15 protein-coding genes are annotated in these 13,682 nt (G+C 33.0%); 2 read left to right on the top strand and 13 right to left on the bottom strand.

All coding sequences use genetic code 11. The features are described from left to right. Positions 1-50: 50 nt before the first annotated feature. The 9 genes from CUL_RS17900 to CUL_RS0104400 all read right to left on the bottom strand — a co-directional run bounded on the left by CUL_RS17900 (position 51) and on the right by CUL_RS0104400 (position 7,381). Positions 51-578, bottom strand: a complete 528-nt coding sequence (locus tag CUL_RS17900; protein ID WP_051403499.1) for a substrate-binding domain-containing protein — start codon at positions 576-578, stop codon at positions 51-53. Between the two features lie 3 nt (positions 579-581). After that, entirely contained in the window at positions 582-953 is a 372-nt protein-coding gene (locus CUL_RS19420) for a type 1 periplasmic-binding domain-containing protein (protein ID WP_051403498.1), read from the bottom strand. 63 nt (positions 954-1,016) lie between these two features. Further along, entirely contained in the window at positions 1,017-1,145 is a 129-nt protein-coding gene (locus CUL_RS19865; RefSeq protein WP_201767843.1) for a hypothetical protein, read from the bottom strand. Next, positions 1,132-1,989, bottom strand: a complete 858-nt coding sequence (locus CUL_RS16655) for an ABC transporter permease (protein ID WP_201767842.1) — start codon at positions 1,987-1,989, stop codon at positions 1,132-1,134. The genes CUL_RS19865 and CUL_RS16655 overlap by 14 nt, the downstream gene beginning before the upstream one ends. Positions 1,990-2,025: 36 nt before the next feature. Then, the gene (locus CUL_RS0104420) at positions 2,026-3,519 is read right to left on the bottom strand and encodes a sugar ABC transporter ATP-binding protein (protein ID WP_025640623.1); all 1,494 of its coding nucleotides are present in this window, start codon (positions 3,517-3,519) and stop codon (positions 2,026-2,028) included. A gap of 123 nt (positions 3,520-3,642) precedes the next feature. Beyond that, positions 3,643-4,065, bottom strand: coding sequence for a substrate-binding domain-containing protein (locus tag CUL_RS0104415; RefSeq protein WP_025640622.1), 423 nt, complete (start codon positions 4,063-4,065; stop codon positions 3,643-3,645). Then, positions 4,040-4,738, bottom strand: a complete 699-nt coding sequence (locus CUL_RS0104410) for an ABC transporter permease (protein ID WP_025640621.1) — start codon at positions 4,736-4,738, stop codon at positions 4,040-4,042. The genes CUL_RS0104415 and CUL_RS0104410 overlap by 26 nt, the downstream gene beginning before the upstream one ends. A gap of 18 nt (positions 4,739-4,756) precedes the next feature. Continuing rightward, on the bottom strand, positions 4,757-6,130 hold the full coding sequence (locus CUL_RS0104405; RefSeq protein ID WP_025640620.1) for a sugar ABC transporter ATP-binding protein: 1,374 nt from the start codon (positions 6,128-6,130) through the stop codon (positions 4,757-4,759). 234 nt (positions 6,131-6,364) lie between these two features. Next, on the bottom strand, positions 6,365-7,381 hold the full coding sequence (locus CUL_RS0104400) for a LacI family DNA-binding transcriptional regulator (protein ID WP_005588388.1): 1,017 nt from the start codon (positions 7,379-7,381) through the stop codon (positions 6,365-6,367). A 187-nt stretch (positions 7,382-7,568) separates the two neighbouring features. Between CUL_RS0104400 and CUL_RS0104395 the strand changes: the two genes are divergently transcribed. After that, entirely contained in the window at positions 7,569-8,528 is a 960-nt protein-coding gene (locus CUL_RS0104395; protein WP_025640619.1) for an AraC family transcriptional regulator, read from the top strand. Positions 8,529-8,722: 194 nt separating this feature from the next. Next, entirely contained in the window at positions 8,723-9,976 is a 1,254-nt protein-coding gene (gene rhaA, locus CUL_RS0104390; protein ID WP_005588389.1) for an L-rhamnose isomerase, read from the top strand. A 53-nt stretch (positions 9,977-10,029) separates the two neighbouring features. On the opposite strand, the gene CUL_RS0104385 is transcribed toward rhaA, so the two are convergent. From CUL_RS0104385 to CUL_RS0104370, 4 genes are all read right to left on the bottom strand, one after another. Continuing rightward, entirely contained in the window at positions 10,030-11,388 is a 1,359-nt protein-coding gene (locus CUL_RS0104385; protein ID WP_025640618.1) for a GTP pyrophosphokinase, read from the bottom strand. 67 nt (positions 11,389-11,455) lie between these two features. Continuing rightward, entirely contained in the window at positions 11,456-12,055 is a 600-nt protein-coding gene (locus tag CUL_RS16650; protein WP_025640617.1) for a glycoside hydrolase family 73 protein, read from the bottom strand. 57 nt (positions 12,056-12,112) lie between these two features. Beyond that, positions 12,113-13,030, bottom strand: coding sequence for a cell division protein FtsX (locus CUL_RS0104375; protein ID WP_005588392.1), 918 nt, complete (start codon positions 13,028-13,030; stop codon positions 12,113-12,115). Continuing rightward, on the bottom strand, positions 13,000-13,680 hold the full coding sequence (locus CUL_RS0104370; protein WP_025640615.1) for a cell division ATP-binding protein FtsE: 681 nt from the start codon (positions 13,678-13,680) through the stop codon (positions 13,000-13,002). The genes CUL_RS0104375 and CUL_RS0104370 overlap by 31 nt, the downstream gene beginning before the upstream one ends. Between the last annotated feature and the right edge of the window lie 2 nt (positions 13,681-13,682).

The following is a 13,682-nucleotide window of genomic DNA, read 5'->3' as shown; positions in this document are numbered from 1 at the left end:
AAAGTTCAATATTAAAATAAGGACAGATATGTCTGCCCTTATTATTTTTACTATTTTCCTAAAGGATACAATAATTTTTGAATATCTTCATCTTCTAAATTATTTAAATCTATATAAGTAGCTCCTGTATCAATTCTGGATTCAATACTTTTTCCTTTAATGGCATCATAAGTTGCTTTAACTCCAAGATATCCCATATTATATGGATTTTGTACAACAAATCCTGTTATAACTCCATCCTTTAAGAAGTTGATTTCTGCTTCAGAGCTATCTACACCGATTAGTACTAATTCTCCAGCTTTGTTGTTTTCCTGTACTGCAGTTGCTGTTCCAACTACAGCTCCTTCATTTGTAGCATAAATTCCAGCTAAGTCTGGAGTTCTTGTAAGCATATCTGTTGTTTCATTTAAAGCTTTTTGATGATCTCCATCGCTATATCTTACCCCTACTATTTCAATATCTGGATAATCTGCCTCCATTTTCTCAATAAATCCATCTCTTCTATCTATTGCAGTAGAAGTTCCTTCATTATGGGCAATTATGCCTACTTTACCTTTTCCTCCTATTAATTCTGCCATCCTTTAAGCGGCTATTGCTCCAACTTGCTTATTATCAGTTGCCACAAAACTTAGGGGTATATCACTTTTTAAACTTGAATCAAAGGTTAGTACTGGCATTCCTTTTTCCTTAGCTTCTGGCCCTTCAAAGGTTACACGAATCCCTAATTCTTCTCCTGCTTTATCGCAACCCATCTTTACTGTTTGCCAAAACTCATGTTGAAATCCTTTACTGATTACAGCTACATAAATATCTTCATCCTTTACTCCGTCGGTTTCTTCAGTACCTTCGCTACCTTCTGATGTTGCTGCTGGTTCCCCATTATCACCACTACAACCTACCAATAGCGAAAACATAAGTACAAGAACTAAAAATAAACTTAATCTTTTTTTCATACCTTTTCCCCCATTCTTTTATTTATTACTTTAATAATAATTGATGCTAGTATTTGTTAAACTTTATTTTTTAGACTTACGTTTTTTAGAACTATCTACATATACTGCACCAATTATTACTATTCCCATTAATACTTTTTGCCAAAACTGAGAGATACTCATTAAGTTTAGTCCATTTTTAAGGATACTCATTATAAATGCACCTATAATTGTACCTGCTATTGTTCCCCTCTCCACCTACAAGGCTTGTCCCACCAATAACAGCTGCCGCTACAGCATCTAATTCATATCCTTCACCAACAGTAGGTTGAGCTGAGTTTAATCTAGCAGCTAATATAATACCAGCTATGGCAGCAAACAACCCTGAATAAATATATACAAAAGTTTTTACCTTATCTACAGGTATTCCCGATAATCTTGCAGCTTCTTCATTACTTCCTGTTGCAAATATATACCTTCCAATTACCGTCTTTTTCAAAATAAAATGGCTTACTATTGCTAATAGGATGAAATAAATTACTGGATAAGGAACCAGACCTAATTTACCTTGAGATAAATATTTGAAATTTGGTGCATTTTGAAAATATAAAGGTGTCCCTTCAGTAATCAATAATGTTACCCCTCTAGCAAACATCATCATCCCTAAAGTAGCTATAAAAGGAGGTAATTTTCCTTTAGAAATTAGTAATCCAGAAATAATTCCTAGGATCACTCCTGATATTAAGCCAATTATAGATCCCATAACTGGTGACATACCATTTGTTATTGTAACTGCAGTTATTACACCAGAAAAAGCTATTAAAGACCCTATGGATAAGTCAATACCGCCTGTAATTAGGACAAAAGTCATTCCAAGAGCCAAAATTCCCGTTACAGTTGTTTGCATCATAATATTGATCAAGTTTTGTGGTGCCAAAAAATTTGGCGCAGCAGCAATAGAGAAAAATACGATTAAAACTACTAGACTTAATAATGCTGCTATTTTTTGTATTGAATCTCTGCTAATTTTTTTCACATTTTGCTTCCCTTTTCCCATTAAAACCACTTCCTTTTCTAATATATACTTTCTGCTTTATTTTCCACCTGTTGCATAAAACATAATCGTTTCTTGATCAGCTTCCTCTATATCTAACTCAGCAGCTATTCTGCCTTCACACATTACTAAAACCCTATCACTCATACCTAGAATTTCCGGTAGCTCCGAAGAAATCATTATAATTCCTGCCCCATCATCTGCCAATTGATTCATTAAATTATAAACCTCATACTTGGCACCAACATCTATTCCACGAGTTGGTTCATCAAAAATAAATACCTCCATATTCTTACACAACCATTTTCCAATAATAACTTTTTGTTGATTACCTCCACTAAGATTACCTACCTTCTGTGCTAAACTAGGAGTCTTTACTTTCAAGTCTTTAACCTGTTTTTCGCTTTCTTTAAGGGTTTTATCCCTTTGGACTATTCCAAATTTGTTTGCAAAATCTTTCAAACTAGCAAGCACTATATTATCTTCTACATCTAACCCTAAAGCTAGGCCATCTCTTTTCCTATCTTCTGACAAATAGCCGATTCCTTCAGATATTGCATCTCCTGGGTTAGATATATTTATTTTTTTCCCATGTAGATATATTTCTCCTTTATCTATAGGGTCAGCCCCAAATATTGCCCTAGCAAGTTCTGTTCTACCTGAACCCATCAATCCTGCTATGCCTAGTATTTCTCCTTTTCTAAGATTAAAGCTTATATTATCCAAAACATTTTCTCTTGAAATGTTTTTTACTTCTAAAAAATTCTCTCCTATTTTTGCATGTTTTTCTGGATATTTGTCTTTCAGATCCCTTCCAACCATCATTTGGATAAGATGGTCTAAAGTTGTTTCTTTAAAATTTACTGTTCCAATATACTGCCCATCCCTCATAACAGTTGCTCTATCTACTATATGTTGAAACTCTTCCATCTTGTGGGAAATATACACTATCCCAATTCCCTCATTCCTAAAAGTTTTAATTATTTCAAATAGTTTTTCAACTTCTCCCTCTGTAAGGGCGGCGGTTGGTTCGTCCATAATCAATACCCTACTATCAACAGAAATGGCCTTTGCAATCTCCACCATCTGTTGCTCAGCTACACTAAGGTCTTTAACTATATCTGTTGGTTCTAGATCTAAATCTAATCTTTTTAAAATCTTCTTTGCATCTTCATTTAACTTCTTTTCATCTAAAATTCCTTTTACTTTTCTAGGTTCTCTACCTATGAATATATTTTGAGCCACTGTCAAATGGGGAAGTAGATTAAACTCTTGATGTATAATACTTATCCCTAGTTCCTGTGCTGCTTTAGGATCTGCAATATCTACTTCCTTTCCATTTATTTTTATAACTCCATTATCTTTATGGTAAACACCTGTAAGCACTTTCATCAAAGTGGATTTGCCCGCTCCATTCTCTCCTAACAAAGCATGTACTTCTCCAGCTTTTAATTGGAAAGAAACTTGATCTAATGCTTTAACTCCTGGAAAAAATTTACTTATATTTTCCATAGAAACTAGATATGGCTCCATTATCATCCCACCTTTCAATTTGCCTTTTTAAACGTTTTCCTGTTGTAGATATATAATATACTAAAAAAAATTCCCTCGAAGGGAATTTCGTCCATAAAAAGTTTAAAAAACTCTTTTTTGTATCTATTGTTTAAAACCACTATTTATTAATGGAAATAATAGTTTGTTATTTTCTGGAGTAAATAGATTGTCCTTTGTTATTAGTTTACATCCTGTATCAATATACTGAGGTTTTTGTCCATTTCTTGCTTCTTCTACCACAGTTTTAATCCCTAAGTATCCCATATTAAATGGTCTTTGCACTACTAGCGCTGATAAAATATCCTTTTCCATATAATAAACCTCTTCGTAATTTCCATCAAAACCAAACAAACTTATCTGATCCTTTAACCCCCTTTCCTCAATAGCCCTTGCTATGCCCATAACGGTTTTTTCATTGGTTCCAAATATTCCACTAATATCCTTATGTTCATTTAAAATATCTAAAGCTTCTCTATAGGCTTTGCTTTCAATTCCATCACTATACCAAGTCTTCTCCTCCAGCAATATTTGTTCCCCCTACTACCGTTGCAGTAATAAATAACATTTCCATTCCATGAGTAGAGTTTGCTTGAACGATGGATTTAGGAGTATAGAATAATACAGAAGCTATTCCAATAAGTATTCCCTCTAATATATATGTTTGCATAATCACTTTCTCTGGCTGGATACCAGATAATATAGCCGCCTCCGCATTTCCACCAACAGCATATATTTTTTTAGAAAATCTACTATATTTCATAAACCAAAGTAAAATAGCTGTAAGTATTAACGAAAGCACGAATACTAAAGGTATAGCAGTAAAAAAGGAGGTTCTACCTATCTTAGTAAAATTAGATTGTAAATTTTCAACCCAACCTCCATGGGGAAGTAAAATAAATATACCTAAATGGACATTTACCATAGCTAAGGTAGCTACCATGGCAGGAACCTTAAACTTAGTAATTAAAATTCCATTTATAGATGCAAATAGAACTCCTACTATAATAGCTGCAGGTATAAAAACTAAAAAGTTAAAACCTTTCTGGGACAAATAGGCAGCAGTATACCCACAAAGTCCCATCATTGTACCTGCAGCCGTTTTAAAATTTGTAAATATGTATAAAACCATAAAAGCTGCAAAGGTAAACAATCCTAAAATAAGTTCTCGTTTATTCCTATCATTCTTAATCCTTTCCATATATATCACCCTCACCTTTTATAATGAAACAGCCAAAACTTTTTCCTGGGTGGCTTCTTCTCTAGAAAATGTTTTTACAATAGTTCCATTCTTCATTACACAAACCCTATCTGCCATCCCTAAAATCTCTGGCAAATCACTAGAAACCATAATTATAGATAATCCTTCTTTTGCAAGTTGGCTTATTAGTCTATGGATTTCAGATTTAGCACCTACATCTACCCCTCTAGTTGGTTCATCTAAAATTAAAATCTTTGGTTTACACGCTAGGGCTTTGGCAATAGCAACTTTCTGTTGGTTACCACCAGATAGATTCCCAACTATACTATCAATGCTAGGAGCCTTTATTGAAAGCTGTTCCATATAATGATTGGAAATAGTTCTTTCCTCTTGAAAATCTATAACCTTGCTATTAGATAGTTTTTGTAAGATAGGCATCGTGATATTCTCCTTAATATCCATGGGAATTACTAATCCCTTCTCCTTCCTATCTTCCGAAACATATACCATACCATATTCTAAAGCACTAGAATAATCTTTTATTTCCACTTTTTCACCATTTAAAATGATTTCACCTGATTCTATTTGGGTTAAACCAGATATGGCTTCAGCCAATTCAGTCCTACCAGAACCAGCCAAACCGGATATACCCAAAATTTCTCCCCTTTTCAGATTTAAATTAATATTTTTTAATACTCCTTCTTGATTTACATTCCTTAACTCCAATACATTTTCTCCTATATCCACATGGAACTTAGGATATAAATTATCTACATTTCTTCCAACCATCCAAGCTATAAGTTGTTCTTCTGTAACGGATTTAGTATCACTGGTCGCCACATATTCACCATCTCGAATAACCGTAACCCTATCTGCAATTTCAAATATCTCTTCCAGTCTATGGCTTATGTAAAGCATGGATACACCCTCCGATTTCAGCCTATCGATTATCCTAAATAAAGCTTCTGTCTCCCTATTAGTCAATGCTGCAGTAGGTTCATCTAATATTAATATATCAGCATCATAGGTCATAGCCTTATAATCAATAGCCTTTATTGGCCCTATGCTCTTTGTCGGTTCATGGCCAATAAACATGTTTTCCAATACCGTTAAATCTGGAAATAGACTATTCTCCTGATAGATTATGGAAATACCCTTATCATAAGCCTCATTTGGATTTTTAAAGGTAACCTTTTCTCCATTTAAAATAATATCTCCTTTATCTGGCTGATAGACTCCCGTTATGATCTTCATAAGGGTAGACTTCCCTGCTCCGTTTTCTCCACATATAGCATGAATTTCACCCTTCTCTAAAGAGAGCTGCATATTATCTAAAGCCTTTACCCCCGGAAAAGTCTTAGTGATATTTTTAAGTTCCAAAGCATTGCTCAAAACAATCCCTCCCTAAGGTAATTTACTCGCATAAATTTAGCGCAAAATTTGAAAGATAATCCTCTCATTATTTATGCATTAGCGTTTTCAATATCTGTATCCCTTTCACGAAATTATAAAATCCTCAATTATTTATTTTTATAGGTAATCTTTTGGTTAATATTTTCATTTTACTTACTCGTGTAAATTTTTATCAATATAATATTTCTTATTTACCCCACTTATCCTGTATTTTTAAGTGGCTGCTGGTCCTGTAGAATCTCTCACGATTAATTCCAAATCGTTTACATGGTATCCTGTATCCCCATTTTTAATATTGGAATACAAGAATTGAAATGCCTTCCTCCCAGTATCTATTTTAGGTACCTGTAATGTAGTTAAGGAAGGATTCCATATTTTAGCCATACTTATATCGTCTATTCCTACAACTGAAACATCCCTTGGAATCTTTAAATTATTTTGCTTCAATGCATGAATGGCTCCAAAGGCCATTAAATCATTGGTACATACTATTGCAGTAAATTCTTGTCCTGAATTTAACAATTTCCTAGTAAGTCTAATACCCGTATCTATAGTGGTATCATATGGTTCCTTGGTATTAGTAACGATTAAACCCATATCTTCACAAAGATTGTACTTTTTTATAGCTTTTAAGTAGCCTTCCAACCTTTTATCAAATCTATGTTCTAACCCAAAACCACTTACATAGGCTATCCGTTTATGGCCTAAATCTTTTAAATGTTTGATGGCTATATCCATCCCTTGAATGTGATCGTTTTCAATAGAAGATATCCTCTTAATATCAGCCTTTGAATCCCCAAACATTACAACTTTTATCCCTACATTGGTTAACTCATACATCTTGTTTACATCAAATTTATAGGGAATAGCAGCCATAAAGACTCCATCTATTCTTCTTTCAATAAAACTATCTAAATACTTAGTTAAATTTTTATAACCAGTGCACACATTGACAAAGTAACCTTTTTCCATAGCTATGTTTTCAAATCCTAATACCATCTCGCTATAGAATGGATTTGCAATATCATTGAGTATTATACTCAATTGTTTAGTTTCTTTGGTTACCATGCTACGTGCAATCATGTCCGGCTTATAATTTAATTCCCGGACTGCTTCTAATACTTTTTTCTTTGTTTTTTCTGAAATATTATCCTTGTTATTAATAACATAGGATACGGTGGCAGTAGAAACTCCTGCCCTTTTAGCTACATCATTCCTAGTCACTCTCATATGTAATCTCCATCCTTCTAGGTTGTCCAAAGGATTTACATATATATTACATAATTAAATCTTCATTGTCAAGAAAATTACTATTTGAATATATAGGCAAAAGTAAATTTTACCTCCCATTCTACCCTTGAACTATGTCCTCAATATCTAGTAAGATATATATAATCACAATGGAAAGGGTGATTCCTTGAAAAAGCAAATGTATTATAAATTACTGGCATTAACCAAAGAGGAAATTGATATTTTAGAGGGAGCTGATGTTAACCAAAGCTTATATACAGACGATGTTGATTTTATCGTTGATAGCAATAAACTATTGACTAAGAATAAATTAATAGATATTCGTAAACATCCTAGATTCGTACATTTTCCTGAACATAAGCATAATTTTATTGAACTTATATATGTGTATAAAGGTAGTTTTAGGCAGGTAGTTAATTCTCAAAAATTAACCCTAAAAGAGGGGGAGTTGATCTTTTTAAACCAGCAAATCTCCCATGAAGTCCTTCCGTCGGAATACAGGGATATTGCAATTAATTTTATAATAAAGCCTGAATTTTTCAATTATATTTTAACCTTCTTAGATAACGATAATATTATTTGTGACTTCCTATTGACCACATTGTATACAAACGACGCGAGAGCCGAGTATCTATATTTTAAGGTATCGCAAAACAAAGAAATTCATGAGACTATAGATAAAATCATGTGGGAATTGTACAAGCCTTCTACCATGAGTGAGGCTACAATAAAATTATTAGTAGGTCTATTATTAATTGAATTGGCCAAAAACTCCGATTCTATTGAAGGCTATTCTGCCAATGATTATGAAAAGAAATTGGTTTTAGATACTTTAAACTATATTGATACAAATTATAAAACTGCAACCTTATATGAAATATCAGATAAACTAATGCAACCCCATTATAAATTAAGTCGAATCATCAAAAAATATACAGAATTAACCTTCAATGAATTACTGCAAGAAAAACGTTTAAGTAAAGCTGCAGAGCTACTTAAATCTACTAATTTACCTATATCAGAAACCGCCCAATCTATAGGCTATGAGAATTTGACCTATTTCTATAAAATTTTTAAAGAAAAGTATAATAAAACTCCGAAAAAATATAGGGATACCGTTAGTTAAAATATTCCTTTTTGCAAATAAGGTTAATAAACTTAACAAATATGGATATTAAAATGCCTCCTTTTAAAATATATAATTTAGTTAATAGCTTATCATGGAACCGATTTCATATGTAATCTCCTAAACTAAAATAGATAGTAAATTAAAATAGATAGTATAGATTTTGATAAATAACGTCAATCAGGAGGTATAAGATGAATATTAATGAAAGATTCCAATTAGCAAAAAAGGATTATGAAAAATTAGGTATAGATGTGGACCATGCTCTTGAAAAATTATCTAAAGTTAAAATATCAATCCATTGTTGGCAAGGTGATGATATTACCGGTTTTGAGGTTGAAGAACGTTCACTATCTGGTGGAATCGATGTAACGGGAAATTATCCCGGAAAAGCTAGAAATCCTGAAGAATTGAGAAAGGATTTAGAAAAAGCATTAAGTTTGATTCCAGGAAAACACAAGGTTAATCTACATGCCATCTATGCAGAAACCGATGGTGAAGCCGTTGATAGAGATGAAATTGAACCTAAACATTTTCAAAACTGGGTGGAATGGGCAAAAAAGATGGGCCTAGGATTGGATTTTAACCCTACCCTATTCTCCCATCCAAAAGCTGAAGAAGCCACCCTTTCCCATTCAGATGAAGATATAAGAACCTTCTGGATAGAACATTGTAAAAGGTCTAGAAAGATTGGAGAATATTTTGGAAAGGAATTAGGCCAACCTTGCTTAACCAATATTTGGATCCCTGATGGGTTTAAGGATATACCTAGCGATAGACTTACTCCAAGAAAAAGGCTTAAGGATTCATTAGATAAAATATTCGAAGAAGAAATAGATGAAAAATATAATATAGACTCAGTTGAATCCAAATTATTTGGAATAGGTGTAGAATCCTATACTGTTGGATCCCATGAGTTCTATATGAATTATGCAGCTAAGAACAACAAAATATATCTATTAGACGCTGGGCATTTCCATCCTACTGAAGTTATATCAGATAAAATACCATCTATGCTGTTATTTAACGATAAGGTAGCATTACATGTTAGTAGACCTGTTCGCTGGGATAGCGATCATGTTATTACTTTTGATGACGAACTGCAAGAAATTGCCAAAGAAATTGTTAGAAACGATGCATTAGATAGGGTAATTATTGGTTTAGATTTCTTTGACGCAAGTATCAATCGAGTTGCCGCCTGGGTTTTAGGCACTAGAAATATGATAAAAGCATTATTATTTGCCCTTTTAATGCCCAATGGAGAATTGAAAAAACTACAAGAAGAAGGAGATTTCACTAAAAGATTAGTATTAATGGAAGAGCTTAAATCTTATCCTTTTGGTGATATTTGGAACTACTATTGTAATATTAACAATGTTCCAATCCAAGATGAATGGTATAGTATAGTTAAAAAATATGAAGAAGAAGAATTATCTAAAAGAAAATAAGAACAATAAGTTCCTTTTTCGGTGCCAGGCACCAAAAAGGAACTTATTTATTATTATTTATAATTATTAAGTTTCATCATAAACTCGTCGGTAAAATATTTGATATTCTCCTTCCACATATCATAATTCATAACCTTGTTTAAGGTTACATTTATCTTATGATTCATGCAATCTATATTATCATCATTTATAAACTCTATTTCTCTATTATTTATAAAACTATCCGCTACTAAATTCATAATATATTCTATAATCTCTTCCCTTTCTCCTTGAGAAAATTTAGCATTTAGCCCTTGATTAAGTTTTAAATTGTCATGAAAACGATTTCTCAGGAATACTAGGAACCCTTCAAATTCTTCTGCATTATTACCCGTTTCCAATTGGAATATTATCTTAAAGAATAGGTTCCATTTGAAATCCTTGTTTATTATCTCTAAAATAGCCTCCCCAATTTTTTCACAAAAATCATCTTCGTATTCTATTTCCCTTTCAAACTCTATATGTCTATCCAAATATATCTCATTTTCCTTTATTCTATAAAGTCTTTCTAGAACTTTTAAAAACACTTCATCATAACTTTGTGGCTCCTTAGAACCATTTTTCCTTAAAACATAGGATACAATTACATCACAGGATTTCCTATAATCCACAACAAAACCAAATTCCTTTTTTGTCTTTTCTGAATATATCTCATATATTAACTTGGATAGGATGGACTCTAATTGTTCCCTTCTCTTATCTATATTGGACTCATCCATATCCTTCAAATGATTAAACAGAATCATCAGTTGTCTATCCACCATACTTAAATTTTCCCTCAAGGAATACATTACGTCCTTAAACAATTCCTCTGTAAGTAGATATTTGTAATTTTTATACAATACCTTATGTTCTACTTCCCCCCAAAATACGTTTACAAGAGATTTGATCTGTAATTCAAATTTTAATACCCTATTATCTTTAATATATTTCCCATCAATTTTATATATACCAAAACCGTTTTTTTGTAGCTGGGGCTGTTTTTCATCTAATTTAAGCAATATATTAGGCTTTCCTTCATTATAATAATAACCATTTCCTTCAGGTTTATTGAATATTTCAAATAGCTTACCATATACCTCTTCTTCATCTTCAATAAATCTACATTCAATCCTTACTCCAATTAGATCCGATAGATTCTCAATCAGCTCCCCTGGCGAATCATATTTTAAATAAAAATTGTTTCTAAATATCTTTTCCTTTAAACTCATGGAAGATTTAACTCTCGAACTAATATTTAGTATATTATCCAAGTCTAAAAATTTTTCTTTAAAGAAATATTCTAACTCCCTATTGCCTTCCTCTAATAAATCCCTCATCCCGTCTACCAAAACTATGGTATCATCAATAAAATCAAATATCTCTAAACGCATCCTCTGGCCCCCTTAAGTTTTATTCCTAATTAGCCTGCCTATATATTATACCACAAAAAATAACCAACTACTTAAAGTTGGTTATTTTCTTTACAATTCTATAAAGCATAGTCACAACCTGTTCCCTTGTAGCATAGGTTTTAGGTTTCCTTCCATCAGTTATTCCTTCAGATTTTCCCCATTCCCAAGCCTCTACTGCCCAAGAACTAATGGGTTCTGCCCTTTTATCGTATTCATATAATTTATTGCTTTCAATTATATTAATCAGCTTATGCACATATTTAGGATCTGTAGCATAACCTGCCTCATATATTAATCTAGCTGCCTCCTTATAATCCTTAGCCTTTTTGACCTTTTCATATCTTTTAGAACCTCCTATTAATTTCAAATAATCCTTTATACTATCCTCCATGCTATCATAGGCCCTAAATTTATCTACTTTAACCACATACCTAGTTCCATCCCATTCAGTAGTCCGTCTCAAAGCCACTTTCCCCGGCCATGAGGGCCCAGCCTTAATGCCAAATATATTGTTCTCTATATGTTTGACCCCCCAGCCTGATTCAAGGATAGCCTGACTTACGACTAGGCTAGGCAATATATTGTATTCAGAATAATATTCAATAGCCACCTTCCCTACCATTTCAATAAATTTATCTTTGTCCATGATAATCCACCCCCTTCCATATATTATATGGAGATTAGGGAGAAATTTTACCATGGTTCAATGATTAATATTATGTTTAGCTAAACCAAATAGACTTCCAACTATCCCTAGAATCCCACTCATAGCTAAAATCAAAAATACCATATTGATAGTCAAACTTTCACTAGGTGGCAAAGGTATAAAAGGTAGGGCTATTTCCATCTGCCCATAGCCTATTTTAAAGATCAATATCAATAGTAGTGAGGCTAAAATTCCACCTACTAAAGTCAAAAATAGCCCTTCCAATAAGAACGGAAAACCTATGAAAAATTCCGGAGCCCCTAATAATTCTAATGTATTTATCTGTTCCCTATTGTTATATATCCCCTGTCTAATAATATGGGATACTACTATTAAAGTAGAAACACCAACAGCTATTACAGCCAAAACTCCTAAAACTTTAAGTATAATTACAATATCCTGTAGCCGGTCTATAACCTTCTTATTATCCCTTATATAATCTATATCTTCCATCCTTTCCAATCTATCCAATATGGAATCCGCTTCTTCTATTTGGATCTGTACCTCTATGAAGGAAGTGAAGGGATTATCATCAAATAATTCCAAAATACTGGCTTCCTTCCCCAATATTTCTGCCATCCTATTATAAGCTTCATCTTGCCTTACTAATATAACCTTACCTACTCCATCTATCCTTTTAATATCCTCCATCAATCTGTTAATCTCTCCATCCTGTAATCCATCGTTAAAATATACATTTATCTCCGCTTCCTTCTCTACTATTCCTATAATATAATTGCTAATTCCCCATCCGGAAATAACTAAAGCCAGAATAAAAAATATTAATCCAATACTTATTATGGAAAATATATTAGGAAAAAAATCTATTTTAAATAAGGTCCTTGCCTCCCTGAAAAAATAACCTAGATTATAAGCTACCTTCTTCATATTGCCATAACCTCCCGTCTTTCCCATTGAAGGTCTCCTTCTTCAATTCGGATAAACAGTCCTTCCTCCCTATCCCTTATTAAATGGGTTGCATGGGTGGTTATTATGACAGTAGTTTCTTCATCCTTAAGGGAAGTTAAAATATCCAATATGTTCAAAGCATTATCTATATCCAAATTTCCCGTAGGTTCGTCGGCTAAAACCAAGGATGGTTTTCTAGCTATAGCCCTAGCAATGGCAATCCTTTGACTTTCACCCCAGGATAGCTTTTCTACCAAGGAATTCCTTTTATGGCTTAGCCCAACCTTCTCTAAAGCCTTATTAGCATTTGCCTCCATCTCCTTTGGATTAAAGTTTAAAAATCTCATGCCCAATACAATATTTTCCAAAGCAGTCCTGCCCTTTATGAGTTTAAATTCTTGGAAAACCGGTCCCATATTCCTTCTAAGTTTTCTAATATTTGACGCCTGTTCCTTTACCATAGACTGTCCCATTACCTTTAAAGAACCTTCCGTAGGGTATTCCATCCCCATTATTAGCTTTAGTAAACTAGTCTTTCCAGAACCACTAGGCCCTGTTATGTAAGCAATTTCTCCCCTTTTAATATGTAAATTTACTTCCTTTAAAGCCTTTGTCCCATCCCCATATACTAAGGATATATTTTTAGCTTCAATCATAA

This window comes from [Clostridium] ultunense DSM 10521 (genome assembly GCF_000511955.1).
Taxonomy (GTDB): Bacteria; Bacillota; Clostridia; order Tissierellales; family Tepidimicrobiaceae; genus Schnuerera; species Schnuerera ultunensis.
This window is presented reverse-complemented; position numbering and strand designations above follow the sequence as displayed.

Excerpts from the sequence above, each read along its gene's own strand:
- CUL_RS19865 (WP_201767843.1), bottom strand. The coding sequence starts at position 1,145 with ATGAGTATCCTTAAAAATGGACTAAACTTAATGAGTATCTCTCAGTTT.
- CUL_RS0104385 (WP_025640618.1), bottom strand. The coding sequence starts at position 11,388 with ATGCGTTTAGAGATATTTGATTTTATTGATGATACCATAGTTTTGGTA.
- rhaA (WP_005588389.1), top strand. The coding sequence starts at position 8,723 with ATGAATATTAATGAAAGATTCCAATTAGCAAAAAAGGATTATGAAAAA.
- CUL_RS16655 (WP_201767842.1), bottom strand. The coding sequence starts at position 1,989 with ATGGGAAAAGGGAAGCAAAATGTGAAAAAAATTAGCAGAGATTCAATA.
- CUL_RS0104410 (WP_025640621.1), bottom strand. The coding sequence starts at position 4,738 with ATGGAAAGGATTAAGAATGATAGGAATAAACGAGAACTTATTTTAGGA.
- CUL_RS0104420 (WP_025640623.1), bottom strand. The coding sequence starts at position 3,519 with ATGGAGCCATATCTAGTTTCTATGGAAAATATAAGTAAATTTTTTCCA.
- CUL_RS16650 (WP_025640617.1), bottom strand. The coding sequence starts at position 12,055 with ATGGACAAAGATAAATTTATTGAAATGGTAGGGAAGGTGGCTATTGAA.
- CUL_RS19420 (WP_051403498.1), bottom strand. The coding sequence starts at position 953 with ATGAAAAAAAGATTAAGTTTATTTTTAGTTCTTGTACTTATGTTTTCG.
- CUL_RS0104375 (WP_005588392.1), bottom strand. The coding sequence starts at position 13,030 with ATGGGAAAGACGGGAGGTTATGGCAATATGAAGAAGGTAGCTTATAAT.
- CUL_RS0104370 (WP_025640615.1), bottom strand. The coding sequence starts at position 13,680 with ATGATTGAAGCTAAAAATATATCCTTAGTATATGGGGATGGGACAAAG.
- CUL_RS0104400 (WP_005588388.1), bottom strand. The coding sequence starts at position 7,381 with ATGAGAGTGACTAGGAATGATGTAGCTAAAAGGGCAGGAGTTTCTACT.
- CUL_RS17900 (WP_051403499.1), bottom strand. The coding sequence starts at position 578 with ATGGCAGAATTAATAGGAGGAAAAGGTAAAGTAGGCATAATTGCCCAT.